The following is a 26057-nucleotide window of genomic DNA, read 5'->3' on the forward strand; positions in this document are numbered from 1 at the left end:
ATCGCTCCGGGACGCTTGTCCTTGGCCGCTCCTGTCGCGGTGATCGATATCGGTTCGAATTCGGTGCGCCTTGTGGTGTACGAGGCGCTCAGCCGCAGCCCGACGCCCATCTTCAACGAGAAGGTGCTGTGCGGTCTCGGCCGTGAAGTGGCAACCACCGGGCGACTGGCCGAGGACGCTGTCGTCAGCGCCCTTCAGGCATTAAGGCGCTTTCGCACGCTGTGCGACATCATGCAGGTGGGCAACCTTCACGTCCTTGCAACGGCTGCCGCGCGTGATGCGAAGAATGGTGAGGATTTCGTCGCGGCGGCCGCTGATATCTGCCGTGCCGAGATCCAGATTCTGTCCGGCAAGCGGGAAGCGCGGCTTTCCGCCTACGGGATCATCGCAGGCTTTCACAATCCCGATGGTCTTGTGGGCGATCTCGGCGGTGGAAGTCTGGAACTGATCGACGTCAAGAAGAGCAGGCTCAGCGGTGGAGCGACCTTTCCGCTGGGCGGCCTCGCGCTGCGAGACGCATCGGAACAATCCATAGAGAAGGCGGAAAAGATTGTCCGTCAGACGTTGGGCAGAACCGATCAATTGCAATGCGGCAACGAGCGACCCTTCTTCGCGGTCGGCGGTACATGGCGCGCTCTTGCACGCCTGCATATGACCCAGAAGGGATATCCGCTGCGTGTCATGCACGGCTATAAGATTCCCGCGCGGGAAGCTCTGGACTTCTGCCGCATGGTGCATGTCGCCGACACAGAGGCTCTCAGCTCGATCAAGGCGGTGTCGGCGGAGCGTCGGCCTCTGCTCGCGTACGGCGCACTTGTCCTGGAACAGATCATCCTGGCGGCCAAACCATCGGAAATCGTGACCTCCGCCCTTGGGGTGCGTGAGGGGCTGCTTTACGAACTTCTGGACGAAAAGACGCGCCATGAAGACGCTCTTCTCACAGCGGCGCGCGAACTGGGATATCTGCGGGCACGCTGGCCGGAGCACGGTACCGACCTCATCGAGTGGACGGACCGGTTGTTTCATGCGGCCAAAATCGACGAGACCAAGGATGAGCGCCGTCTGCGTCACGCCGCCTGTTATCTCTCCGATGTCGGCTGGCGGGCCCATCCTGACTATCGGGGCGAGCAGAGCCTCAACATCATTGCCAACGCCGCCTTTGTCGGCATCGATCATCCAGGCCGGGCTTTCCTGGCTCTGGCAATCTTTTACAGGCATGAAGGTCTCGTGGACGAGGAGCTGAGCCCGCGCATCCGGGAGCTTGCCTCCACCCGGATGATGGAGTTGACCCGCATTCTCGGGGCGGCATTGCGCCTCGCGTTCCTCATCACCGCCGGCATGCCGGGCGTGTTGCCGCGTGTGGGCTGCAAAGTAAAAAAGGGCAGGCTGGATCTGGAGCTGCCGCCGGACCTGAGTGGTCTGGGCGGCGACAGGCTAGAAAACCGTTTGACGAAGCTCGCCAAGATCCTGGGGCGCTCGGGTGTAACGATGGCTGCCTGAGGTCGAGCAGGCCGCCTGGACACAATCCTTTATCTGCAAATGTGTGGAACCTCGCGGTGCGTGGCTCGTTGGCTCTGACATCAACGACTGCACTTCGTGGAGGAAATAATGATCTATAAATCGCTCCTGGCGGGCGCGATGATGATGGCTGCCGTGCCCGCTGTCGCACAGAGCGGGGGTAGTACAAGCACGCAGGCTATGACCGGTGCTCAATTCGTCGAAGTTGCCACCATCTCCAACTTGTTCGAAATCCAGTCGAGCCAGGCAGCGCTCGAAAAGGCGCAGACCGAAGAGGTCAAAGCCTTTGCGCAGCAGATGATCGACGATCATACCAAAGCCGCCAACGACATGAAGGCCGCAGTCGCAAAGGCGGGCGGCGACATGAAGATGCCAACCGCCTTGGATGCTGAGCATCAGAAGATACTGGACGATCTCAACGCGGAGACCGGCGATGACTTCGATGAGGAGTATGTGGACGCCCAGGTAGACGCTCACGAAAAGGCGGTCGCCCTCTTCACCACCTATTCGAAATCAGGCGATCAGCCGGCTCTCAAGGATTTTGCGACGAAGACCCTGCCTGTTTTGCAGAAGCACTACGACCACATCCAGAAGATGGACTGACCCAACAAGAATGAGGATCTACCAATGAAGACAATGGATGACCTTTTCCTTCACATGCTGAAAGACGTCTACCACGCAGAAAAGCAGCTGGTGCGCGCGCTGAAGCAGATGGCGAAGCAGGCGAAAGACGATCAGCTCAAACAGGCCTTTGAAAAGCACCGCGAGGAGACCATCGGCCAGATCGAGCGGCTCGATCAAGTGTTCGAGATGCTGGACAAGGCGGCGCGCGGTGTGCCGTGCGAAGCCATGCAGGGCTTGGTGGCTGAAGCCAAGGAAGTCATCGAAGAGGCCGAGGACAAGGAAGTCCTGGACGCAGGCCTCCTCGCTGCAGCGCAGGCCGTCGAGCACTATGAGATCGCCCGGTACGGCACCTTGGTTGCCTGGGCCAACCAGCTGGGGCTGAAAGATGCCGCCAAGCTGTTTGAACAAACACTGGCTGAAGAGAAGAAGACGGACGAACTGCTGTCCAAGCTCGCTCTTCAGAACGTCAACAAGAAGGCCGCCTGATTCCTCTGCAACTGCCTCGCCGGGCAACCGGCGAGGTCTTTTATTTCTCCGGAAGGTTCTGCCGGATGTGCAACTCGCGCAGCTGCTTCGGCGTCACATGAGCCGGCGCACCCATCATCAGATCCTCGGCGCGCTGGTTCATGGGGAACAGCACCACTTCGCGAATGTTCGGCTCGTTGCAGAGCATCATCACGATCCGATCGACGCCCGGCGCGATGCCACCATGCGGCGGTGCGCCAAGCTCCAACGCGTGCAGCATCCCACCGAACTTCTCCTCCAGAACATCTTCGCCGTAGCCCGCTAAGGCAAAGGCCTTCTTCATGATGTCCGGGCGGTGGTTTCGGATGGCGCCGGATGACAATTCGATGCCGTTGCAGACGATGTCGTACTGATAGGCCAGAATATCGAGCGGATCCTTGCTCTCGAGCGCTTCCAGGCCGCCCTGCGGCATCGAGAAGGGGTTGTGCGAGAAGTCGACCTTCTTGTCGTCGTCGTTCCACTCGTACATCGGAAAATCGACGATCCAGCAGAATTTGAACTCGCCCTCTGGAATAAGGCTGAGTTCGGTGCCGACGCGCGTGCGGGCGGCACCCGCCAGCTTGGCGGCTTTCAATTCGGTATCGCAGGCGAAGAACACCGCATCTCCAGCCTGCAATCCGGCCTTTGAGACGATCTGCTGCTGAATCTCGGCGGGCACGAACTTGGCGATCGGGCCTTTGCCCTCCAGTCCGCCGGCACCGGCCTCGAAGACGATGTAGCCCAGCCCGGGGGCACCTTCGCCGCGCGCCCAGTCATTCAGTTTGTCGAAGAACGACCGCGGCTGGGATCCGGCGCCGGGCGCGGGGATGGCACGGACGACGCCGCCGTCGGCGATGACGCGCTTAAAGGCGTTGAAAGTGACGCTCTCGTGGTTGAACTCGTCAGTCACGTCCACGATCACGATCGGATTGCGCAGGTCCGGCTTGTCCGTGCCGTATTTCAGCATGGCTTCGCGGTAGGGGATACGCGGGAACTTCTGCGTGACGGATTTGCCTTCGGCAAACTCCTCGAACACGCCGCGCAGCACCGGCTCCACCGCCTGGAAGACGTCTTCCTGCTCGACGAAGCTCATCTCGATGTCTAGCTGGTAGAACTCGCCCGGTGAACGATCGGCACGCGCGTCTTCGTCGCGGAAGCAGGGCGCGATCTGGAAGTAGCGGTCAAAGCCCGCGATCATGGTGAGCTGCTTGAACTGCTGCGGAGCCTGTGGCAGCGCATAGAACTTGCCAGGATGCAGACGCGACGGCACCAGGAAGTCACGCGCTCCTTCCGGCGAAGAGGCGGTGAGGATGGGCGTCTGGAACTCGAAAAAGCCCTGATCCTTCATGCGCTGGCGCAGGCTGTCGATGATCTGGCCGCGCTTGATGATGTTCCGGTGGATGCGCTCGCGGCGCAGGTCCAGGAACCTGTATTTGAGGCGGATGTCCTCGGGATATTCCTGATCGCCGAACACCGGCATGGGCAGTTCCGCCGCCTGGCCCAGCACTTCCACGTCAGTGATATAGAGTTCGATCTGACCCGTGGGCAACTCACTGTTGGAGGTGCCTTCGGGGCGCTGGCGCACTTTGCCGTCGATGCGGATCACCCATTCGGAGCGGACGGCTTCGACCTGGCTGAAGGAAGACGAGTCGGGATCGGCCACACATTGGGTGATGCCATAATGGTCGCGCAGATCGATGAAGAGCACACCGCCATGGTCACGAACGCGATGAACCCAGCCGGAAATGCGAACCTCCTGGCCGATGTGGCTTTCACGAAGCTCTCCGCAGGTATGCGTGCGGTAGCGATGCATGGTACGATCCTTCAAGGAAATAATATGGGGAGGCCGGGGCCGACCGTCGGCGCGTAGAGCGCATAGGGGCGCCCGATTTGTCAAGGCGGCTAGGGCTTTTTGGCCCGCTCGGGTTGAGCCCTGCGGCAGAATCCGGCAGGTTGCGGCTTTGGTGTCTCCTTGAACAGGAGCCAACGCTGTTGTGAGTGACCGCAGCCGATGATGCTGATTGATACGACCGATGCTTTGGCTGCCGCCTGTGACCGCCTGAAACAATCCAGCTTCGTCACCGTCGACACCGAATTCCTGCGCGAAACCACCTATTGGCCAAAGCTCTGTGTCATCCAGATGGCGGATGACGAGGGCGCCGTCATGGTCGACGCACTGGCTGCCGGCCTGGACTTCGCACCGTTCTTCGCGCTGATGGCGGATGAGAGTGTGCTGAAGGTGTTTCACGCGGCCCGGCAAGACATCGAGATCATCTGGCACTTGGCCGGCATCATCCCACATCCGCTGTTCGACACCCAGGTCGCCGCCATGGTCCTCGGCCATGGCGATTCCATTTCCTACGATCAGCTCGTCCAGCGGCTGACGGGGGCGCAGCTCGACAAATCATCCCGCTTTACCGACTGGAGCCGGCGGCCGCTATCGGATGCGCAGCTCTCCTATGCCGCCGCGGATGTGACCCATCTGCGGAAGGTCTATGTCAAGCTGGCGGAAGGATTGGCCAAGCGCGACCGGGCCGATTGGGTGGGCGAGGAAATGGCTGTGCTGACCTCTCCCTCGACTTATCGGCAGGAGCCCGAAGAGGCTTGGCGGCGCCTGAAGGCCCGCATAAAAAAGCCGAAGGAACTTGCTGTTCTCATTGAAGTTTGTTCTTGGAGAGAACGAGAGGCGCAAAGCCGCGATGTACCCCGATCCCGGGTGCTCAAGGACGAGGCCCTGGCCGAGATCGCCCAGCGGCAGCCGACCAGCGTGGAGGCTCTCGGCCATCTCCGCATGATCCCGAGCGGCTTTGAACGTTCACGCGTCGGCGGCGATATTCTTGAGGCGGTTGCGCGAGGCCTTGCCCGCAATCCGAAGCAACTTCCCGACATTGGCGACGGCCGCCGCCCCAACGCCAATGGCGCCAGCGCAACGGTCGAACTGCTCAAGGTGCTGCTGAAGCTCATTTCCGAAAAGCATGGCGTTGCGGCGAAGGTCATCGCCACGGTGGATGATCTCGATCGCCTGGCCAGCGATGACGATGCGGACATCCCGGCCATGCGTGGGTGGCGGCGAGATCTTTTCGGCGAGGCGGCGCTTCAGCTGAAACGCGGCGAACTTTCGCTCGGGCTCGACGGCGGGCGGGTTACCATGATCGAGCAGATGGCATCGTCCCAGGCTTGATCACGCACGAGGCCTTTGTCTGGCGCTCACTCCGCAACAGCCTCGAAGTCGAGCAGATTGGGGATATTCTGCGGGCCTTCGTGGAGAGACCGATAGAGTTCGGCGGCTGGTTGAGCGTCATTTTTAGGGCGAGCTGTCACCGTGATCGATTTGGGATCCTCGATGAATTTCAAAAGCGCGGGCATCACCTCCACGGCGCTCCCGCCGAGAAAGAGAACGCCCATCACCTGAGCCTTGACGACAAGTTCATCCTTGAGGGTCTGAAGATCACCTCCGCGTTCCTCGGCGGTTTTCTCCATGAGGCGTGTGATGCCGCCATTGCGGTCGCTGATCTTGACCTGAGCTTTGGTGAAGGTTGCCTCGCCCAGACTTTCAGCGAAGGCCTCAGGGGAATCAATCAGCTTGGTCATGTCGATCTTGCCGAGCGTCAGTTTTCCCTCGAGCGCTGCGAGCTGATCTAGATCGGCTGTGACACTGTCGATCTTGAGCGCTGATGCCGAGTCATCATAGGACATGATGTAAGCGAGGCGGCCGCGCAGCGTCTCGATCCCGAAGTCCTTGAGGATATCCATCCGCGGGTCGTCCGCCGGCACAGGAACGCTGAAGCCTTCCATGGCGAATGCGAAGCGGGAGGGAAGGCCGCCGCGGGGACCCGTCAACGCCAGGCTTTGCTGTGCGACCTCCAGCACCGCATCTCCGTTCTCCTGCTGCACAAGGCCTTCCAGCACCACTTCGAAGCGCGGCAGCATACGCAGGATATCTCCCGGTGAAATCTGCTTTTCGGCGATCGCATTGAGCATGTCCTTGTCACGGAGGAAGGCAAGGGTTCCGCTGAAATCGGCGTTCTTCAGCTGGTACCGCGACGCTTTCAAAGATCGGCGTCCCCGTGCCTCGAAGTGCAAATCACGCATGTCCAGCATGAGAAGCGCGCCATCCTTAAGTCCCTGGATGGTTATTGGACCGAGGTCGACATCCCCCGGCTGATCGCCTCCCACCGTCATCTTGAAACTGTCGATGGCTAACCGATCCATTTCCACGCCCAGCAAGGCATCCGTAACCGCGGTGAGGACTTGATGTGTGGCATCCTCGGGCGGTGTTTCTCCGCGGGCCTCGGCACTTTCGATGGCCGACACGGCACTCATCATGCGTTCGGCATCAAAGGCTGATGGCCTCACCCGCATCTCGTCAGAGGTCATTCCGCCAATTTCCAGAGTCAGGGCCACATCACCGGCCTTGCCCTTCATGATGATCGGTTCCGAGGTGAAGCTCCGGAACAGCGGCCGCATTTCGTCACCGCGCGGCGCATTCGGGGCCAAGAGGGCAAGGTTCAGGCCGATGTCGATCCCTTCATAGCGCATGCTGCCGAACGTCATCGGTTCAAACGTTATGTTCTCGTCAGGGGGCACCTGGGTTTCGGCGCTCGCGATCGACAGAGACGCGGCGATACCGTTCTTTAGATCGGTTATAATCGTTTCGCGATAGGTGCTCTTGCCGACCTCTCCGGGAAGCGAGCGGTCTTCCACCTCAATGGTCGGAGCATAGACGCGCGCCGCAGAGAATCGCCGAACCGCATCCACGGCATCGACGGGGGCAGGCTGGCCGCTGAAGATCTCTGCGGTGAGGGCAAGAACATTGATGCCTTCGATGGTCAGCTTCGGCACGACGACCTTTGCCGCGTAGGCCGAAGCCTGTTCGTAGACCAGATCGTCTATCTCGAGACGGCGGCTCCAAAGATCGAAGCGGCTTGTTTTGCGGCTTACCTTCACGCTCTCGTGTTGGTTCGCCTGCAGCAAGGCAGCGTCGAGCGCTGAATTCACGCAGCTTTCGATGATCGGCGGCGCGGCCAGGAAGGTTCCGATGCCCAGCAAGGCAACCATGCCTGCTCCAATCAACAGTGCTTTCTTTGCCATGTCTGCCGCTCCCCCGCGATGCTTCCGCACGTGTGTTGCTCGTGCTTTAGGGGATCGACAGACCTCCGGCAATCGCAAGGTCGCAACGGCAGAGGCAAGCTGTCGCGGTCGCGCATCACCTTTGCAACAGAAGCGCTCTTTTCCTTGGTCGCTCCCGGCGATAAGAGGGGCATGCACGGGAGGACATCACATGGCATCTCTGACTGACGATCTGAAGGCGGCCGCACTTGCCTATCACCGGCTGCCCAAGCCCGGAAAGCTGGAGATCCAGGCCACCAAGCCGCTGGCCACACAGCGGGATCTCGCTCTGGCCTATTCGCCGGGTGTTGCTGCTGCCTGCGAAGCCATCGCGGAAGATCCGGAGACGGCCGCGGAACTGACAGCGCGGCAGAATCTCGTTGCTGTCATTTCCAATGGCACAGCGGTTCTCGGCCTTGGTGCGATCGGCCCGCTCGCGTCCAAGCCGGTGATGGAAGGCAAGGCTGTTCTCTTCAAGAAGTTCGCCGGCATCGATGTCTTCGATATCGAGATCGATGCCGATGAGGTCTCGCGCATTGTCGACGTGGTCGCGGCGCTGGAGCCAACCTTTGGCGGGATCAATCTCGAGGATATCAAGGCGCCGGAATGCTTCGAGGTGGAGGAGCAGCTCAAGGCGCGCATGTCCATTCCGGTTTTTCATGACGATCAGCATGGCACGGCCATCATCGTGGGCGCGGCGGTTCGCAACGCTCTCGAACTGGCCGGGAAAAAGATCGAAGATGCCAAGATCGTCACATCAGGAGCCGGCGCTGCGGCCCTTGCCTGCCTCAATCTTCTCGTCTCGCTCGGTGCGCGGCGAGAAAACATCTGGGTCACGGACCTGGAGGGCGTGGCCTATGAGGGGCGCGAGGCGCTGATGGACCGCTGGAAGGCGGTCTATGCTCAAAAGACCGATCTTCGCACCCTGGCCGAAGTGATCGAAGGGGCCGATGTCTTCCTGGGCCTCTCGGCTGGCGGCGTGCTGAAGGCCGACATGGTGGCGCGCATGGCAGAAAAGCCTCTGATCATGGCACTCGCCAATCCCAATCCGGAGATCATGCCGGAGGAAGCGCGTGCGGTGCGGCCGGATGCCATGATCTGCACCGGCCGTTCGGACTTCCCGAACCAGGTCAACAATGTCCTCTGCTTTCCCTACATCTTCCGTGGCGCACTCGACGTGGGTGCCCGCGCCATCAACGAGGAGATGAAGCGCGCCGCCGTGGAGGCAATCGCCGGGCTCGCCCGCGAGGCCTCGTCCGAGGTGGCCGCCCAGGCCTATGGCGGTGAGACGCGTCTGTTCGGGCCCGACTCGCTCATCCCAAGCCCGTTTGACCCGCGCCTGATCCTGCGGATTGCGCCGGCCGTCGCCAAGGCGGCGCAGGACACGGGCGTCGCGCGCCGGCCCATCACAGATTTCGAGGCTTACGAGGAGCGCCTGTCGCGCTTCGTGTTCCGCTCCGGCCTTGCCATGAAGCCGGTCTTCGCGGCAGCCAAGCGTTCGCCCAAGCGTGTCGCCTATGCCGAGGGTGAGGACGAACGCGTGCTGCGCGCCGCCCAGATCGCCATCGAGGAGAAGATCGCCGTTCCCATCCTGATCGGACGCCCGCATGTCATTGAGGTTCGCGCCAAGCGTTACGGCCTGTCGATCCGGCCTGGCATTGACTTCGAGATCATCGATCCGGAAGACGATCCTCGCTACCGCGACTATGTTGCGCTCTATCTGGAGCGGGCAGGGCGCTGCGGCGTGACGCCCGACCGTGCCCGCACGGTGGTGCGCACCAACTTCACAGTGATCGCGGCCCTGGCAGTTCAGCGCGGCGATGCCGACGCCATGATCTGCGGCCTCGAAGGACGCTATCACGGCCATCTGCGCGCCATCGACGAGGTGATCGGCCAAGCCGGCGGCATCGACGACTATTCCGCGCTTAGTCTCGTCATCACCTCGCGCGGCGTGCACTTCATCGCCGACACCTATGTGACGCCGGATCCGACAGCGCCAGAACTCGCTGACATGACCATGCGCTGCGCGGACTATGTGCGCCGCTTTGGCCTCGAGCCCAAGGTCGCATTGCTCTCGCACTCCAACTTCGGCTCTTTCAACTCGCCGTCGTCGGAAAAGATGCGCGAGACGCTGGCGATCCTCCGTCGCGAAGCTCCCGAGCTTGAGGTCGACGGCGAGATGCACGCTGACGCTGCTCTCAACGAGGCGCAGCGGGCTCGCAACTTCCCGGCATCGACGCTGAAAGGAGAGGCAAATCTGCTGATCATGCCGAACCTCGATGCCGCCAACATCTCGTATCAGCTCATCAAGGCGGTCGCCGATGCCTTGCCGGTCGGCCCGATGTTGCTCGGCCCGGCCAAGCCTGCACACATCCTCACGCCGTCGGTGACAGCACGTGGCCTCGTCAACATGACAGCCATCGCCGTGACCGACGTGCAGGCTCAGTCGGCATGATGCGGTGCCGGCTCGCGAGGCCGGCACCCGATATTTGGATCACACCGTTTCGCTGGCGTCCGCCAGCATGGCCTTGACGTCGTCGAGCGTGGGCAGGCCGGCTTCATTGCCCAGGCGCTGGATCTTGTGGGCGGAGGCAGCCCGGGAGAACTGGAAGTGGCTCTCCCAACTGGCGTCGGGGTTCTGCAGATAGGAGAAGACATAGGCGCCGTGGAACACGTCACCGGCGCCGTTGGTATCGATGACCTTCTCCTTTGGGATTGCGAGCGAGGGCATTTCGCGGCGCTGGCCCGTTTCATCATACCAGACGAGACCGCGCTCACCGAGGGTGATGCCGCCGATCTTGCAGCCCTTCTCCCTGAGATGGTCGAGCATGCCGGAATGTGACAGCTTCATCTGCTCGCACATGCGGTCGGAAACAATGGCGACATCGATGAACTCCAGCAATTCCTCCGTGTTGGATCGCACAGCGCCACCGTCAAGCGACGTCAGTCGCCCGGCTTCGCGGAACGCCTTGGCATAGTGAAGCGCGGCATCGGGTTGGTGCCCATCGACATGCAGTGCGCGAGCCTCCCGGATGTTGAGATTCGGGAAGGGGTGGAGATAGTCATCGTCGCGGCACCGGACGATGGCGCGTTTGCCATTGTTCGGCATGATGAAGGATAGAGAGGATTCCCGGACCTTTCTGGCGTGGATGGGAATGCTGTATTTGGCGGCCATGTCCATGAACATGCGGCCGAGCCAGTCATCGGCATAAGAGCACAGAAGGTCCGGCGCGATGCCAAGTCTGGCGCAGCAGAAAGCGGCGGTGACCGCGTTGCCGCCGAAACTGACGGCGTAATCATGAGCGATTGTCTTCTCGTCGCCTGTCGGCAGGCGGTCGGTCAGGAAGGTGACGTCGATGTAAGTCTGACCGATGAACAGAGCCTGCATATCGTGATCCCTACTTTAATTGCGCGATGCAACGGCGCGGTTAACGTCTGGTTAATGGTCCGATCCTCTAATCAGCCCGGCTAGAGGATAGTGCATGATTGAGCGAAGACGAGCGAAGTGGTTACCGCTTATGGCAGCGGCCGTCATTTCGGTCGTTCCGTTGATCGGTTTGAACGCTCTTCTCTGGCTCCATATCAAGGCGAATGAGGATCGGCAGGTGGAGGATGCCGCCGAGGCTATCATGTCCCAGGTTCATGGGCGGCTCGATTCTGCCATGACCGCGCTGATCAGCCTTGGCGTGAAAGATGTGAGATCCTGCTCGCAGGAGAATCGAGATCATATCTCTCAAGCGGCGGCGCGGGCGCCCTTCTCTCAGGAGATCGCGATCGTTGATCCGGAGGGGGAGGTGAGATGCTCCAGCGTCGGCCGTTCGCGCGTCCTGCGGGAGATCTCGCCGCAGCACGACACGCTGCATCCGAAGGTGACGATGGATGTCGTCGACCATGGTGGCGACAACGGACCAACGCACATCCGCCTAGCATGGAACTATGCCGACGGAAGCTCAATACGCGTCGTGATCCCCGGTTCTGAGCTCATTCCGCCGATCATCGTGGGCAAGCTCCAATCCGGCTTTCTTACCCAGCTGATGTTGGCGGATGGCACGTTAATAGCGGGAAGGCTGAGCTCACAGGACATCAGCATCAGCGAATCAACACCTCGCGTCTTCGAAGCGAGCCGCGGATCGGAACGCTATCCCCTGGCGATCAAAATTAGCATTCCGTCGACCGCATTGCTGCGGACCTATCAAGAGCTGTTCATTTATGGAAACGCCGGCGGAGCGGTGATGGCGCTCTTTGCCGTCCTGCTGGCCTGGGGCGTGTCTCGCCGGATCGAGGGACCGGAGCGCGAGATCGCGGAGGGCATCCGCAAGGGCCAATTCATCGCCTACTACCAGCCCGTGATCGACATCTCGAACGGGAACCTCCTTGGCTGCGAAGCCTTGGTTCGGTGGCGCAAAGCCGATGGCACCATCATATCGCCCGCCGGTTTTATCGCCCTGGCGGAAAAGTCCGGCCAGATCTACGACATCACGCGATCCGTCATGAAGCGCGGGCGCGAGGATCTGGAGCGGGTCTATGAGGGCCGCCCCGAGTTGAAGTTATCATTCAACCTGATTGCCGGACACTTCGCGTCCTTCGATGTCATCAATGACGTATCCACCGTCTTCGCCGACTCGCGCATCAGAATGAATCAGCTGGTTTTCGAGGTGACAGAACGCGAAGAACTGCCGAACATCGCCCGCGCACGCGTGGTCATTGCCCGATTGCAGGAACTCGGAGCTCAGGTGGCGTTGGACGATGTGGGGACCGGGCACGGCGGCCTGTCATATCTTCTGAAACTGGGGGTCGATCAGATGAAGATCGACAAGATGTTTGTCGATGCCATCGGAACCGATCGCTATTCCACGGCAATCATCGACAGTCTCGTGCGCCTTGCTTCCGAGATGTCGATGGATCTCGTGGCTGAGGGTGTGGAAACCCAGGAGCAGGTGGAGTATCTGCGGGCAAAGGGCGTTCGAGCCGCCCAAGGCTACATCTTCGCGCCGCCGCTGCCAGCAAAAGCCTATGCCGCGTTGGCAGAAGCGATGTGCCCGCTTAAGCAACGCGGCCAGGCTTCGGATGCCGCCTGATTGTTGCAGCGACGCATCTGAGCCCGGTTTTGAACCAAATATAGCCTCCAACGCCTGTCATGCCTTCCACTCGACGGGAACCATCTCTTATGGCAAGCGTTTACGCGTCGACTGCTTCGCTGTAAGGGCATTTTCCGCTCAGGCGTCAGGCGCTGGATATGCCGCCCCTGTGGGACGGCTAATGTAACGGGACAGTTTTGGAGGTTTCGATGAAGAAAATCTTGGCTCTCGGAGTTGTGGCACTCGGTCTTGCCGCCTGTGCAACGGAACAGCAGAACAGGGCTCTTGCAGGTGGCGCGATCGGCGCTGGTGCCGGCGCTCTCGTGGGCGGTCTTGCGACCGGCTCGAGCGGTGGCGCTCTCGCAGGTGCTGCTATCGGCGGCGCGGGCGGCGCGATCGTTGGCGCTTCAACCGCCCCGCGCACCTGCCGTGGCTACGATCGCTACGGCCGGCCGGTCGCCTACCGCTGCTGATCTGCCGCGCATCAATCAAGAGCCGGACGGGTTTTCCGTCCGGCTTTTTTTGCGGCCGATGAAATGCGTCGTACATGTAAAAAAGCCGCCGATCATAAATCGGCGGCTTTTTTCTTATCGTATCGGCCTGTCTTACTGGCAGTAATGGCGAAGTCCGTCATAGCCGAGATAGGTGCCGGTCCGCGCGTCATACGACCGGTACTTGGAGTAGCAGTAGGCATGACGGTCAGAATACGCCGGCGCGGGGGCATAGCGCGGCTGCGCCAGAGCCTGCCCCGCGAGAACGCCGGCGGCGAGGCCGACGACACCTGCTGCGACAGCAGCGCCCCCGTTATCACGGCGGTAGTAGCGTCGATCGCGGTAGTATCGGCGCGAACCATGATAACGATGACCATGATAACGCCGGCCATGACGATACTGCACATCCTCAACGGCGGACTGATTCACTCCTGCCAGGCTTTTCAGCGGACTGGCTTGGACGGCAGACGGCATCCCGAAACCGGACACCGCGATGGCTGCCGCCACCATTAACGAGAGGGCCTTCCTCATTCTCATCTCCTCGTGCTCCAGATGCCTTTATCGGCTCGAGCTCACTTATACCCGCTGGTCAACGTTGAAGAGGACATGAATGTTCCTCAGGGCGGGCTCTAAGGCTTTAACGATAAGGATGGCCAATTCCGTCGCCTAATCACTATCTTCTTCCAGAAGATGCTCGACGGCGCCGATCGCAACCTCCAGATCGGCTATTTTTCGTATCAAGCTGTCAGGCGGCGTCGCGTCAGTTCGGGCTGCGACGAGAACCAAGTCGCGTTGCGCCGCTTTCAGACGGTTCAACAGCCGCTGCACATTTTCATTCATTCCTGCAGTCTCCCAATGCGAAAGGGAGGCATAAGGGATCGCCGCGGCTTTCGCAATCAGCCGCGGCGATCGTCATCGAGGCGCCGCGGCAAAGTTCGTCCGTTTTCGGACATGGAGATTTCGCCGGTTACGCGGCTGCAAGTCTGTTCACGCGCTTTTCCGCCAACGATGTCAATGTTTTGTCGGTGGCATATTCCTCATTGAGGTTTGCCTCCAGAGGCTTCACTGCGGCGGTGTAGCCAAGTTCCTTGGCCCAGGCGATCAACGTGCCATAGCGCGTGATCTCATAATGTTCGACGGCCTGCGCCGACGCGAGCAGCGCGGCATCCAGCACTTCCTTGTCGTCTACATTCTTGGCGACATGTTTGGCTTCCTTGATGATGCCGTCGATGGCTTCGCAATCCACGCCTTTGGCCTCTTTGCCAATCACGGCGAATACCTGCTCAAGGCGCTGAACGTGGGTACGTGTCTCCCGCAGATGTTTCTCAAATCCAGCCTTGAGTTCCGGGCTGGTGGCTTTTTCAGCCATGGTGGGCAGGTTCTTCTCGATCTGCTGCTCGGCGTAATAGATATCTTCGAGCTGGTGCTGGAAGAGGTCTTCCATGCTTTTTATGTCTTTTGAAAAAAGACCCATTTGCTGATCTCCCTTGGATTATTCAGGCCGCTTCCGCGGCGTCGGTTGAGCAACGCTCCCGAGCGGGTGAGGTTCCGGCTGGCGCGGGAGGCTTGACCGGCAGATCGGGGAGGTCGCGCTTGTTCCGGGCACCGGAGGAGGTGTCTTCCAGATCAACGCCGGTGACAGGCTGATCTGGGACCGCAAGACCGACGGCGGCTTTCCCGACATAAAAACGCTGAAGCAGCCTGCGCGGGACGAACTCTGGCCTGACCAGAAGCTTGGGCACATCGCCGCTGATGCCGCACAATGTCGATTGCACGGGCGCAATTAGTGGACCATAGCAGTTATGCTTTCTTGCATCTAAGTTATGGAGGAACACACGCGGACATGTGCCCGCGACAGGAGGCTTCCATGGGAAATAGCATCCATCATGTAACCGCTATCGCGGGACCGGCGCGGCGCAACCTCGATTTCTATACTGACGTCCTAGGTCTGCGACTGGTGAAGAAGACCGTCAATTTCGACGATCCCACCACCTATCATCTCTACTATGGGGATGAGGTTGGAACTCCCGGGACAGTCCTGACCTTCTTTCCCTGGGAGCATGCCGCACCGGGTCGTCTTGGTCCGGGAGAAACTGATGAAATCCTGCTTCGGATTCCCGAGGGATCACTCGGCTTCTGGACCCACCGGTTGCTCGAGAAGGGGGTGAACTACGATCCGTCCGTAAAGCGGTTCGGGGAAACTCTGTTGCCGTTCAAGGATCCTGACGGCATGCGCCTGGCGTTCGCCGCCATCCCCGGCCTCACGCCATCAGACATGCCAGGAACCCCGGAGGTTCCTTCGGAGCATGCCATCCTTGGTCTTCACGGAGTAAGTCTTCTGCTTGAAACGGCGAGGCCGACCGCTGCAATCCTGACCGATGTCTTCGGTTTTCGCGAGATCGGCCGGGAGGGCGCGTTCATACGCTACAGAACGGGCAAGGGCGTCGGCAGCACGATCGACCTTCGGGAGGTCGGTGGCTTTCCCCGGGGCCGCTCGGGAAGGGGTACTGTGCATCATGTAGCCTTCCGGGCGGCTGATGATCGCGAGCAGCAGGCTATGGTCGCCAAGCTTGTCGAGCAGCATGGCCGCCATGTCACAGAGCAGAAGGACCGGAACTATTTCCGCTCCGTCTACTTCCGTGAGCCGGGCGGTGTGCTATTCGAAATCGCCACGGACGCCCCGGGCTTTGCGGTGGATGAGCCGGCGGATCGCTTGGGCGAAGACCTGAAACTGCCGCCGGGTCTGGAAGAACATCGCGGCAAGATCGAAGCGGTTCTGCCCGCCTTGGACTGATTTCACCGACTGCATTGGATGACGTATGGCCGTTCGCGCCGATTTTTCAGATGAGGAATGGGAAGCCTTGCTTCGGGTAAGCCGCGGCTTGCCCGAAGCGGGGTTGGTTCCAAGCGTTCTCGTCGATATTCTCGCCGACGCAGGAGTGGTGAGCCGTCGGGGGCGGAAACCTGTCCTCAGCGAGAAGGGGAAGCGGCTGATCCTGAAGGAGAAGCAGTGGCACGGCCTGGGTTAGGGCGAGCCCTGCGCGCAGCTTGCCGGCATAGTGAAGGAAACCAGCAAAAACTGCCTGATTTATGAGATAATCCGGGCCTTCCGTCGCCGCTTTGGACGTGCATTATAGGTCTACGCTTCAAGCGTCCCGACGTCTATCACCCCGCAAACCCTTTACAAGGGCGGCAGATGCTTATGCAGGAGACCAGTGTGCAGGATCAGCCGCACTACAGCGGAAGTGCATTTCTCGAATTCGTTGGAACGCAGTTGGAGGAATGGCGCGACGGCTATGTGCGCATCAGCCTTGAACTGAAGCCTCATCATCTCAACCGTGCCGGTGTCGTCCATGGTGGCCTCTTGTCAACGCTGATGGATCACGCGGGCGGGTTCTGCGGCCTGTGGTGCAGTGTGCCGGGAAACAGGCGCGTCGGCATGACGCTCTCGATGACCTGCAACTTCATCGCTCAAAGCAAGACCGGCGTGCTGACGGCTGTCGGCGAGCGCGTCAGAGGCGGCGGCAAGATCTATTTCTCCAAGACGGCAGTTTACACCGCCGACGGGCTTTTAGTGGCAACCAGCACGAATGTGCATCGCTACCGCTCGGGCAGTGAATCGGTCGAAGGCACGCCGCCCGCATAAGCGGCGACATCACGGCAGCTCTGGCGGCGGGGCGGCCATTCCATGAATGGGCGGTTTCGTGCTCGCATCTACCGGACGATTCACGATCGCCATGCTGGTCGGCGCCTTGGGCGGCGCAGCGTTCTATGCGCTGGGGCTGCCTCTGCCCTGGACCTTGGGCGCCATGGTCGCATCGGCGGTTGTCTCCATCGCAGGCCATGATTTCGGCGTGCCACTCTCGGTCCGGGATTTCGCGCGCCCGGTGGTTGGCGTCATGGCGGGAAGCGCGTTCTCGCCCGCCGTCATCGCCTCACTCGCCGCCTGGTGGCCGGCCATCCTCGTGATGCTCGGATATACTCTGGTTACGATCTTCCTGGGCGGGCTGTTCTTTCGAAAGCTCGTCGGCCTCGATCGCACCACTGCCTTCTTCGCGTCATCGCCCGGAGGGCTGGCTGAACTGACGCTGCTTGGCGGTTCCCTGGGAGGGGACCTGCGGAGCCTTGTGCTAATCCATTCGATGCGGGTGGTCGTCACGGTGTTCTCGGCGCCCTTTATCGTGCAATTCTTGTCAGGGTTGCCCGTGGACCGCAGCAAGGCTGTGGTGGCTCACGCCACGGCAATGGGCATCACCGATGGTGTCATTCTTCTCGCGTGCGCGGTCTTGGGCTTTCTGATCGGCAGGAGATACCGCATTCCCGGCGGCGTGATGATTCCGGCACTGGTATTGAGCGCGATTGTTCATTCCCTGGATCTCACGGCCTCGTCGCCTCCGGATTGGCTGGTTGCTGCTGTGCAGGTCGTCATTGGATCACTGGCCGGCTCGCGTTTTTCCGGCGTGCGCTGGGCGGAAATGACAAAGACCATGGTCGGCGGCTTTGTCTGGTGCCTGGTGCTCATTGCCGGCGCTGTGGTCTCGGCGGAGATCTGTACGCTCTTTCTGGAACCACCAGCGGCCGCGTTGGCTCTTGCCTTCATGCCCGGTGGCATGGCCGAAATGACCCTGATCGCCTATGCGATCGGCTTTGAGGTCGCGTTTGTGGTGACCTGCCAAGTCTGCCGCATCACCTTTGTCTTCATCATCTCTCCCGTCCTTTACAACCAGTTGAGCCGCGCGGGTGCAGAATCCCCGGCGGCCGGGAAAGGCAAGAACAAGGCCGGGAAAGGCTAGCGTCTTCGCTATATCGTTGTTTTTCTTAGCTTTTTTTGAATAAGGCTGGGCTGTTGTTCTTCGCTAATACGGCTGCATTCATAATGATTATGTCGGTTTCCCCATAAAAGGATTATGGCGCGCTCATGAACCGCGGTGATATCCTCCGGAAAAAATACAATATCGGAGGAAATATTATGATCGCGATGAACCTGTTGCCCGGCATATCGGTGAACATGAACCTCCTGCAGGTGTTCATCCTGGTGGCGGAACATCTGAGTTTCAAAGAGGCGGCTGAGCGGGTTGGCCGTTCGCAGTCCGCCGTCAGCGCTCAGATCAAGCAGCTTGAAGACCAGCTTGGCGTTCCATTATTCTACAGGACGACGAGAAGCGTGGCGCTCACGCCTTATGGCGAGATACTCCTCAAAAGCGCGCGTCAGGGCATCAATGAACTCAATCTCGGTTTCAGGCGGCTGTTCGAGGCCGTCGATGTTCACAAGGGGCAGGTGACCCTTTCCTGCTCGCCCACCATCGCCGGCACGCGGCTTCCCGCCATCCTCAAAATGTTCGAGACGCAATACTCAGGTGTCAGGGTCGTGCTGGCGGAGTTGCCGCTGATCAAGATGACGGAGGCCATCCTCGCCGGTGATGTTGACTTCGGTGTCGGCCCGGTCTTTCCCTCCAGTCACAATCTGGAGTTTGAGCCTGTGCTGGAAGATCCCCTGATGGCGCTGGTACCCAGCAATTTTCCCGCAGCGGACAAGCCTTTCCTCACGGTGGACGAACTTGCGGAGATGCCCGTGCTGATGTCCACCAAGACCAGCGTAACCCGGCAGATCTTCGAGGCATCGGCAAAAAAATCCTCCGTCAGCTTCATAACCAAGTATCAGTGCACCCAGCATCAGACCCTCATTGCCATGGCGGAGGCGGGGCTGGGGATCGCTGTGCTTCCAAACACCGTGGCATCGCGCATCAGAACGTCCGGTGTCCGGGTTATCCCCCTCGCCAATCCGCGCATATGTCGCCAGGTCGCCATCATCACTGTTCGCGGCCAGAGGCTGCCCCCGGCGGCGTCACAGCTGGCAGACCTCATTCGAAAGAAAATCGATCTGCCCTTTGAAAGCGAGGTCATCCACCGAGGGGAGGTGGAGCTCGAAGCGGCGGGATAATTGTCCTGCAAAGCCGCATAATGGCGGAAATAAATTTGATTGATCACGAGGTGTATGCTGCTAGCCTTACCAAAACAAGGCAGCATAAGCCCTTGTTTCTGTTCTGAGATACTTAATTCTCGCTTGTCTTATAAGTGCGTATCGGTCACTATTTCAAATATAAAAAAAGCAACTCGGGACCGAAGAACATCTGCAATAGACATAAATACGCGCCGCAAAGGTGCGATAATCTATCGGGAGGATAGATTCCATGGTTGGAGGTTTCGACCGACGCTTTTCCTTAAGCCGTCGCCAAGTTCTCATGGCGGGCGCCGCTGTCGCGGCAACCCCGCTGATGCCCGGGTCCGCGTTCGCTCAAGCGGGTTTCCCCAGTGAAACCATCGAGCTTCTGGTGCATGCCGGCGCAGGCGGCGGCACTGATCTGACGGCTCACGCTCTCATTAACGGTGGACGCTCGGAACTGGGGTGGCAAATGGCCCTCGTCCGCAAAACCGGTGCTGGCGGCGCTGTATCGCACGATTATGCCCTGAGCAGACCGGCGGATGGCCATACGGTCATCGTCCTGACCAGCTCTCAGATCTCCATCATCGCTCGGGGCAAATCCCCGCTGAAGATAGATGATATCGCGGGTGTTGGCCGCGGCACGGTGGATCCGATCTATCTCATGGTCGGTGCCAAGAGCCCTTATAAAACCGCTCAAGAATTTCTCGAGGCCGGGAAGAAAAAATCCATGAGCGTCGGTCTCGTCAGCATTGGCGGCGGCGACCACATCACAACCTTCCTTCTGGCGAAGATGGCCGACATGCAGCCCATGCAGGCGGTGCCGATTTCCAGTGGCGGAGAGGTCGCAATCAATCTCGTTGGCGGGAATCTCGACAGCGGCATGATCGGCATCAGCGAAGCCGATGCTCAGATCCGTTCCAACGTTGTTCGGCCACTGATCAACTTCAGTGAGAACCGCTCTCCTGAGTTGCCCGATGTGCCGACGGCGAGGGAATTGGGCATCGACCTGGTGCGACCGACCCTGCGCGGCTTTGCCGTGCTGAAGAAAACGCCACCGGATCGCCTTCAGATACTCCGCGACGGCTTTGCCAAGGCAATGGCCGCGCAAAGTTACCAGGAATATCTGAAAAGCTCTGGCATTCCGCTCGATAGCGCCGCTTCCGGAGAGGTGTTCGAGCAGTCGATCCGCCGCGAGCACGATGAAGCCAAGCTCGCTCTGACAGAACTTGGCTTGATGTAGTCGCTGTGGCGATGCGCTCCATGGGGCGCATCGCCAGCTGATCTTGCGCATCCCGGGGCTGCAGCACGTCTTCGAGCGATGCTTCGGGTTCGCAAGTTTCAGCCTGTTCGCACAAAGATTGGGCTTTCGTCATGGATCACCACGACCGCCTTTCTGTTCCGGTAGCACCCGCTCCGCATCGCGCGCGGTCCCCGCGTTCGGCGCTTTACAACGACTATACGGTCGCCGGTATCATCATCGCGATCATTGCGGTCGTGTACTATCTCTCCACCCTGATCGAACAGGTGCCGGCCGGTCTTGCCCAGGGAATCCAGCCGGCCAGCTTTCCGCAGGGCGTTCTGGTATCGATCCTGGTGCTGCTTCTGCTCGCACTCTACGAGACGCGCGAGCAGGCGATGGAGGTGCCGGAGCCGGTGCCCGGTCTGGCCTATATGACCATGGCGGCGATGGTGATCTCCCTGGTGCTGGTGACCCAGGTGGATTTCTTCCTGGGGTTGATCGCTTTCGTGGTGGTCTGCGTGCCCTTATGGGGCATGCCGCGCCTGGGAATTGCGCTTCTTTACGCCCTTTGTCTGCACGCCGTGCTGTTTCTGCTGTTCTCAACCTTCCTGCGGGTGCGCTTTCCGGCAGGGCCGCTGACGAGCCTGTTTTCTTGAGTCCCACGCGGCGCTGAACCAACCCATACTGAGGCGATTGCCTAAGCCCTCGGTTCGGCATTCTCCTCCAGGAGCAAGACACACATGGATGCCTTTCTGTCCGGCGTTTCGATCGTCTTTGATCCCTACAATTTCATGCTGATCATAATGGGTCTCCTGATCGGCACAGTGATCGGAATCCTGCCCGGCATCGGCGCCACCATGACGACGGCTCTGCTGCTGCCCTTCACCATGGTGATGCAGCCGTTGCCGGCGCTGTCACTGCTCCTGTCGATCTATTGTTCCAACGCTTTCGCAGGCGCAATTTCGGCAATCCTGGTGAATGTACCAGGCTCGTCATCTGCCATGATCACCTGCATCGAGGGGTATCCGTTGGCAAAACGCGGGGAGGCTGGGCGGGCGCTTGGTGTGGCAACGGTCGCCGGCACCTTAGCCGGCATTTTCAGCGTCTTCGCCTTTCTCTTGGCGGCACCGCTTCTGGCGGGTGTGGCCTATCAGTTCGGTCCTCCGGAATATTTCGCGCTGATGCTGTTTGCGCTTTCGATGGTAGCTTCCATCAGCAACGAAGGATCGGCCAAAAATCTCATTTCGGCTGCCTTCGGCGTGCTGCTCGGCACGGTCGGCATCGACTTCGTCACCGGCGCGGATCGCTTCACCTTCGGCTACATGGGCCTGAGCGAGGGATTCAAGGTGGTGCCGATCCTGATCGGCCTTTTTGCCATCACCGAGCTCCTGCTGCAGACGCACACGCTGCACATCGTGGTCGAGCGCGTTGCCATGAAGGCGATGAAGTTGCCGAGCCGTGACGACTATAAGAAGATCTGGAAGGCGATCCTCAGCGGTTCGGGGATCGGCACCTTTATCGGCATTCTGCCCGCCGAGGGCGGCACGGTGGCTTCCATCGTCGCCTACAACGAGCAAAAGCGCTGGTCGCGCAACAAGCACGAGTACGGCAATGGGTCGATCGAAGGGCTGGCAGCGGCCGAAGCGGCGAACAATTCCGCAACCGGCGGCGCCATGGTACCAACCCTTGCCCTGGGGATTCCCGGAAGCGCCGTTACCGCCGTGATCCTCGTTGGTCTGACCGCCCAGGGCGTGCGTCCCGGCCCCTATCTTTTCGAAGAACAGCCCGAGTTCATCTACGCTATATTCGCCATCATGCTGCTGGCCAACGTGCTGTGGCTGTTCATGGGTCTTCTGGGCGCGAAGGTATTCGCGCTGCTGACGCTGCTGCCGAATGCGCTTCTCTGGCCGTCTGTCTTCGTTCTGGCTGTGGTCGGCTCTTATTCTCTGGATCAGAGCATGATCGATGTCTGGGTCATGCTGGGCTTCGGTATCCTCGGCTACTTCATGAAACGGTTCGGATTTTCCGTGGTACCACTCGCCATGGGGTTGATCCTCGGCGGTATGCTGGAAACCTCGCTCAAGCAGTCGATGATCATCTTCCAACAGGATTGGTCGCTATTCTTCGTCCGTCCGATTGTGCTGTTCTTCTTCGCCTGCACGCTCGTTGGCGTCTTCTCAGCCCAGATCTTCGGCTTCATTAATCGGCGGCGCGACCGCAAACTGGGCCTGAACGGAGGCGGGGGCGCGCCCGCCGCACCTGTAATGCGGGATCCCGCAAATTGACTGCACACGATCATATGGGTTTGAGGAAAAAGAGCATGCAACTGGATACCGACAAGGTCCTGGCCGAAAAACGAGACGGGATCGGCTGGCTGACCTTCAACAACCCCGAACGGCGCAACGCCATGAGCCTTGAGATGTGGCGGGCCGTCGGAGTGGTGCTGGAAGATTTCGAGAAGGATCCCGACGTTCGCGTCGTGGTCATGACGGGCGCAGGCGGCAAGTCCTTCGTTTCCGGCGCTGATATCTCGCAGTTCGAGGACCAACGGAAGAATGCGGAGCAGGCGGAGGCCTACGCCAAGATCTCCGACGGCGCCAAGAAGAAGATGGCGACGCTGGAGAAGCCGCTCATCGCCATGATCCATGGCTTCTGCATCGGCGGGGGGCTTGGCATCGCAACATCAGCGGACATCCGCATTGCCACGGAGGATTCCCGCTTTGGCATACCGGCAGCAAAGCTGGGTCTCGCCTATGCCTTCGACAGCCTAAGGAAGCTGGTCGACCTCGTGGGCCCCGCTTTTGCCAAGGAGATCATGTTCACAGGGCGGCGGCTGAATGCCGAGGAGGCTTTGCGCATCGGCCTAATCAATCGGGTCGTCCCGGTCGACCAGTTGGAAACGACGGTCAAGGAGATGGCGGCGGAGATCGCAGGCAACGCGCCGCTCACGGTGCGCTCGGCCAAGATCACCATCGACGAGGCGTTGAAAGATGTTTCGGCGCGCGACATGGCGCTGGTCGAGGAGAGCTTCAAGCGCTGTTTCGACAGTCAGGACTACGCCGAGGGCCGGCGCGCTTTCATGGAAAAGCGTACCCCAGCGTTCACCGGCGCCTGAGTGGGTCGAGGTCCGATCATGGATGCAGCAGTCGATGCAGTGGTAATCGGAGCGGGAGTGGTGGGCCTCGCCATTGCCCGCAGCCTCGCCCAGGCCGGACTTGAGGTCGTTGTCCTCGAGGCGGAAGAGGCGATCGGCATGGGCACGAGCTCGCGCAACAGCGAGGTCATCCATGCCGGCATCTATTATCCCAAGGACAGTCTCAAGGCCCGCCTCTGCGTGGCCGGCAAAGCCATGCTCTATGACTATTGTCAGGACCGAGGCGTGCCGCACAAACGGCTCGGAAAGCTCATCGTGGCGACCGAGGAAGGTCAGCTTCCGGTCCTCGACGGCATAAAGGACAAGGCGGCGGCCAACGGGGTCACGGACCTGCGCGTGATCTCGGAGAAGGAGGCCATCGCGCTGGAGCCGGCCCTGCAGTGCGCCGGAGCCCTGGTGTCACCGTCCACCGGCATCATCGACAGCCATGCCCTGATGCTCGCCTACCTCGGCGATGCCGAGAACAATGGCGCCGTCTGCGCCTTGAACAGTCCCGTCGGCGATATCACCGTCACAACGGGAGGCTTTGAGATCCGCCTTGAAGGCCAGGACTATGCCTTCTCATGCCGCTATCTTGTGAATGCGGCTGGGCTCGGCGCCCAGGAGATCGCGAAACGCTTAGAGGGCTTGCGGGCAGAAACCATCCCGCAGCTCCACATGGCCAAGGGAAACTATTACGCGCTGCGTGGCCGCTCGCCGTTCGGCCATCTGATCTATCCCGTACCCGAACCGGGTGGTCTGGGCGTGCACCTGACCTTGGACATGGCAGGCCAGGCCCGTTTCGGTCCTGATGTTGAATGGGTGGACCGGATCGATTATCGGGTCGACCCCACTCGCAGCGCCGCCTTCTACGCCGCCATCCGCCGCTATTGGCCCGCGCTTCGTGATGAATGCCTTGAACCGGCCTATGCCGGCATCCGCCCCAAGGTGGTGCCGCGCGGCCAATCGGACGCCGACTTCGTCATTCAGAGCGAAGCGGAGCACGGCGTCCCCAACCTCATCTGCCTTTACGGAATGGAGTCGCCAGGGCTGACGGCCTCGCTGGCGATCGCGGACTGGTGCCGCGAAAAGCTCCTACGTGCCGGAGTGGCTTCTGCAGCCTGAGAAAGAGAGCACATCCAATGGAACAGTCTGTCGAACAAATGACCAATGTGACGGCCACACCCGTGTCGGATCAACCGTTGCCTCTGGCGCGTTTCAAGGTGCTCGAACTCACCCTGGCGCGAGCCGGCCCAACGGCGGCAAGACATCTGGCGGACTGGGGCGCCGACGTGCTGCGGGTGGAGCCTCCCATGGCGCTGTCCAATGCCGAGGATTATACCGGTCGGCGCTTCGGCCCCGACCGGCTCAATCTCCACCGAAACAAAAAATCGATGACGCTGAACCTGAAGGAGCCGGAGGGCAGGGCGATCTTCATGAAGCTCGTCGAGCAGTCGGACGTCATCATCGAGAACATGCGCGCCAATGTGAAACATCGGCTGGGCATCGACTATGAGAGCGTCTCCAAGGTCAATCCGCGTATCGTCTACGGCAGCATTTCCGGCTTCGGCCAGACGGGCCCTTACAAGGATCGCGCCGGCGTCGACCAGATCGTGCAGGGCATGGCGGGCCTGATGTCCGTGACCGGTCATCCCGGGCAGGGACCCGTGCGGGCCGGCATTCCGGTGATCGATCTTACCGCGGGCGGGTTCCTGGCCCAAGGCATCATGGTGGCGCTGCTGGAGCGGGAAGTGACCGGCAAGGGACGCTGGGTGCACACCTCTCTTCTGGAATCGATGATCGCCATGCTGGACTTCCAGGCCGCGCGTTACCTGATGGCCGGCGAAGTCGCCGGCCAGGCGGGCAACAACCATCCCACCAGCATCCCGACCGGCCTGTTCCCTGCATCCGACGGGCAGATCCTCCTGGGAGCTGCAGGGGACAGGCTCTGGATCCGGTTCTGCCAAGCGGCCGGTTGCGAGGAGTTCCTGACAGACGAGCGCTACAGCACCAGCGGGGCACGGCTGAAGAATCGCGATGAACTCAACGAGAAGATCGGACAGATCACCAAGCAGAAATCCATGCAGTATTGGTTCGATGTTCTCAGCGAGGCAGGCGTTCCCTGCGGTCCGATCAACACCATCGACAAGGTGTTCGAGGACAAGCAGGTGCAGCATGTGGGCATGACCATGGCGGTGCATCACGACACGCTTGGCGATCTGAACATGGTGGCCCAGCCTTACAACATCGAAGGACACGATAAATACATCCGCTGCGCGCCGCCCAGCCTCGGCGAGCAGACGGATGACGTCCTCAAGAGCTTGGGCTACACGCCTGAGCAGATCACCGATCTCCACGAGCGAACCATCGTCTGATCGTCAGGTCGCAGGTGGCGGGGGCGGGGTGCTGCCTCTGC

25 protein-coding genes are annotated in these 26057 nt (G+C 60.4%); 19 read left to right on the forward strand and 6 right to left on the reverse strand.

Annotation, left to right across the window (positions count from 1 at the left end; all coding sequences use genetic code 11):
• Positions 1 to 21: 21 nt before the first annotated feature.
• The 3 genes from ppx (at position 22) to IEV58_RS10290 (ending at position 2628) form a co-directional block, all read left to right on the forward strand.
• Positions 22 to 1500 carry an exopolyphosphatase gene (gene ppx / locus IEV58_RS10280; RefSeq protein WP_229729343.1) on the forward strand — a complete coding sequence of 493 codons (1479 nt, stop codon included), beginning with the start codon at positions 22 to 24 and terminating at the stop codon, positions 1498 to 1500.
• 108 nt (positions 1501 to 1608) lie between these two features.
• Positions 1609 to 2121: a DUF4142 domain-containing protein gene (locus IEV58_RS10285; protein ID WP_188409633.1), complete on the forward strand. Its 513-nt coding sequence runs from the start codon at positions 1609 to 1611 to the stop codon at positions 2119 to 2121.
• A 24-nt stretch (positions 2122 to 2145) separates the two neighbouring features.
• On the forward strand, positions 2146 to 2628 hold the full coding sequence (locus tag IEV58_RS10290) for a YciE/YciF ferroxidase family protein (RefSeq protein ID WP_188409634.1): 483 nt from the start codon (positions 2146 to 2148) through the stop codon (positions 2626 to 2628).
• A gap of 40 nt (positions 2629 to 2668) precedes the next feature.
• Here the strand turns inward: IEV58_RS10290 and aspS are convergent, their stop codons facing one another.
• On the reverse strand, positions 2669 to 4459 hold the full coding sequence (gene aspS, locus IEV58_RS10295; protein ID WP_188409635.1) for an aspartate--tRNA ligase: 1791 nt from the start codon (positions 4457 to 4459) through the stop codon (positions 2669 to 2671).
• Positions 4460 to 4657: 198 nt separating this feature from the next.
• Here aspS and rnd point away from each other — a divergent pair, with 198 nt between their 5' ends.
• Complete coding sequence (gene rnd / locus IEV58_RS10300; RefSeq protein ID WP_188409636.1) at positions 4658 to 5827, forward strand: ribonuclease D; 1170 nt, start codon at positions 4658 to 4660, stop codon at positions 5825 to 5827.
• A gap of 26 nt (positions 5828 to 5853) precedes the next feature.
• On the opposite strand, the gene IEV58_RS10305 is transcribed toward rnd, so the two are convergent.
• Complete coding sequence (locus IEV58_RS10305; protein WP_188409637.1) at positions 5854 to 7737, reverse strand: aq_1923 C-terminal domain; 1884 nt, start codon at positions 7735 to 7737, stop codon at positions 5854 to 5856.
• Between the two features lie 190 nt (positions 7738 to 7927).
• Between IEV58_RS10305 and IEV58_RS10310 the strand changes: the two genes are divergently transcribed.
• Positions 7928 to 10210 carry an NADP-dependent malic enzyme gene (locus IEV58_RS10310; RefSeq protein WP_308791127.1) on the forward strand — a complete coding sequence of 761 codons (2283 nt, stop codon included), beginning with the start codon at positions 7928 to 7930 and terminating at the stop codon, positions 10208 to 10210.
• A gap of 39 nt (positions 10211 to 10249) precedes the next feature.
• On the opposite strand, the gene IEV58_RS10315 is transcribed toward IEV58_RS10310, so the two are convergent.
• A complete protein-coding gene (locus tag IEV58_RS10315; protein ID WP_188409638.1) occupies positions 10250 to 11143 on the reverse strand; it encodes a sugar kinase in 894 nt (297 codons plus the stop codon).
• Between the two features lie 130 nt (positions 11144 to 11273).
• Between IEV58_RS10315 and IEV58_RS10320 the strand changes: the two genes are divergently transcribed.
• Together IEV58_RS10320 and IEV58_RS10325 are read left to right on the forward strand one after the other, a co-directional pair.
• Positions 11274 to 12833, forward strand: a complete 1560-nt coding sequence (locus tag IEV58_RS10320) for an EAL domain-containing protein (RefSeq protein ID WP_188409639.1) — start codon at positions 11274 to 11276, stop codon at positions 12831 to 12833.
• A gap of 209 nt (positions 12834 to 13042) precedes the next feature.
• Positions 13043 to 13306 carry a YMGG-like glycine zipper-containing protein gene (locus tag IEV58_RS10325; RefSeq protein WP_188409640.1) on the forward strand — a complete coding sequence of 88 codons (264 nt, stop codon included), beginning with the start codon at positions 13043 to 13045 and terminating at the stop codon, positions 13304 to 13306.
• Between the two features lie 132 nt (positions 13307 to 13438).
• On the opposite strand, the gene IEV58_RS10330 is transcribed toward IEV58_RS10325, so the two are convergent.
• The 3 genes from IEV58_RS10330 to IEV58_RS10340 all read right to left on the reverse strand — a co-directional run bounded on the left by IEV58_RS10330 (position 13439) and on the right by IEV58_RS10340 (position 14798).
• The gene (locus IEV58_RS10330) at positions 13439 to 13855 is read right to left on the reverse strand and encodes a BA14K family protein (protein WP_188409641.1); all 417 of its coding nucleotides are present in this window, start codon (positions 13853 to 13855) and stop codon (positions 13439 to 13441) included.
• Between the two features lie 135 nt (positions 13856 to 13990).
• Entirely contained in the window at positions 13991 to 14164 is a 174-nt protein-coding gene (locus IEV58_RS10335; protein WP_188409642.1) for a hypothetical protein, read from the reverse strand.
• Positions 14165 to 14291: 127 nt separating this feature from the next.
• Complete coding sequence (locus IEV58_RS10340) at positions 14292 to 14798, reverse strand: YciE/YciF ferroxidase family protein (protein WP_188409643.1); 507 nt, start codon at positions 14796 to 14798, stop codon at positions 14292 to 14294.
• A gap of 151 nt (positions 14799 to 14949) precedes the next feature.
• Between IEV58_RS10340 and IEV58_RS18435 the strand changes: the two genes are divergently transcribed.
• The 12 genes from IEV58_RS18435 (at position 14950) to IEV58_RS10400 (ending at position 26016) form a co-directional block, all read left to right on the forward strand.
• Positions 14950 to 15111, forward strand: a complete 162-nt coding sequence (locus tag IEV58_RS18435; RefSeq protein WP_371873622.1) for an Rdx family protein — start codon at positions 14950 to 14952, stop codon at positions 15109 to 15111.
• 80 nt (positions 15112 to 15191) lie between these two features.
• Entirely contained in the window at positions 15192 to 16118 is a 927-nt protein-coding gene (locus IEV58_RS10350; protein WP_188409644.1) for a ring-cleaving dioxygenase, read from the forward strand.
• Between the two features lie 25 nt (positions 16119 to 16143).
• On the forward strand, positions 16144 to 16353 hold the full coding sequence (locus tag IEV58_RS10355; RefSeq protein ID WP_188409645.1) for a hypothetical protein: 210 nt from the start codon (positions 16144 to 16146) through the stop codon (positions 16351 to 16353).
• Between the two features lie 188 nt (positions 16354 to 16541).
• Positions 16542 to 16970: a PaaI family thioesterase gene (locus IEV58_RS10360; RefSeq protein WP_229729345.1), complete on the forward strand. Its 429-nt coding sequence runs from the start codon at positions 16542 to 16544 to the stop codon at positions 16968 to 16970.
• Positions 16971 to 17028: 58 nt separating this feature from the next.
• Positions 17029 to 18117 (forward strand): AbrB family transcriptional regulator, encoded by a 1089-nt coding sequence (locus IEV58_RS10365; RefSeq protein WP_229729346.1) that lies wholly within the window; start codon positions 17029 to 17031, stop codon positions 18115 to 18117.
• Between the two features lie 176 nt (positions 18118 to 18293).
• Entirely contained in the window at positions 18294 to 19265 is a 972-nt protein-coding gene (locus tag IEV58_RS10370) for a LysR family transcriptional regulator (RefSeq protein ID WP_188409648.1), read from the forward strand.
• 250 nt (positions 19266 to 19515) lie between these two features.
• On the forward strand, positions 19516 to 20508 hold the full coding sequence (locus IEV58_RS10375) for a Bug family tripartite tricarboxylate transporter substrate binding protein (RefSeq protein ID WP_229729347.1): 993 nt from the start codon (positions 19516 to 19518) through the stop codon (positions 20506 to 20508).
• A gap of 131 nt (positions 20509 to 20639) precedes the next feature.
• Positions 20640 to 21164 carry a tripartite tricarboxylate transporter TctB family protein gene (locus IEV58_RS10380; protein WP_188409650.1) on the forward strand — a complete coding sequence of 175 codons (525 nt, stop codon included), beginning with the start codon at positions 20640 to 20642 and terminating at the stop codon, positions 21162 to 21164.
• Positions 21165 to 21248: 84 nt separating this feature from the next.
• Positions 21249 to 22793: a tripartite tricarboxylate transporter permease gene (locus IEV58_RS10385; RefSeq protein ID WP_188409651.1), complete on the forward strand. Its 1545-nt coding sequence runs from the start codon at positions 21249 to 21251 to the stop codon at positions 22791 to 22793.
• A 35-nt stretch (positions 22794 to 22828) separates the two neighbouring features.
• A complete protein-coding gene (locus tag IEV58_RS10390) occupies positions 22829 to 23623 on the forward strand; it encodes an enoyl-CoA hydratase (RefSeq protein WP_188409652.1) in 795 nt (264 codons plus the stop codon).
• Between the two features lie 18 nt (positions 23624 to 23641).
• The gene (locus tag IEV58_RS10395; RefSeq protein WP_188409653.1) at positions 23642 to 24766 is read left to right on the forward strand and encodes an NAD(P)/FAD-dependent oxidoreductase; all 1125 of its coding nucleotides are present in this window, start codon (positions 23642 to 23644) and stop codon (positions 24764 to 24766) included.
• A gap of 17 nt (positions 24767 to 24783) precedes the next feature.
• A complete protein-coding gene (locus tag IEV58_RS10400; RefSeq protein WP_229729348.1) occupies positions 24784 to 26016 on the forward strand; it encodes a CaiB/BaiF CoA transferase family protein in 1233 nt (410 codons plus the stop codon).
• Positions 26017 to 26057: the final 41 nt, after the last annotated feature.

Origin of the sequence: Agaricicola taiwanensis, assembly GCF_014635245.1 — a bacterium.
Lineage (GTDB): Bacteria > Pseudomonadota > Alphaproteobacteria > Rhizobiales > Methylopilaceae > Agaricicola > Agaricicola taiwanensis.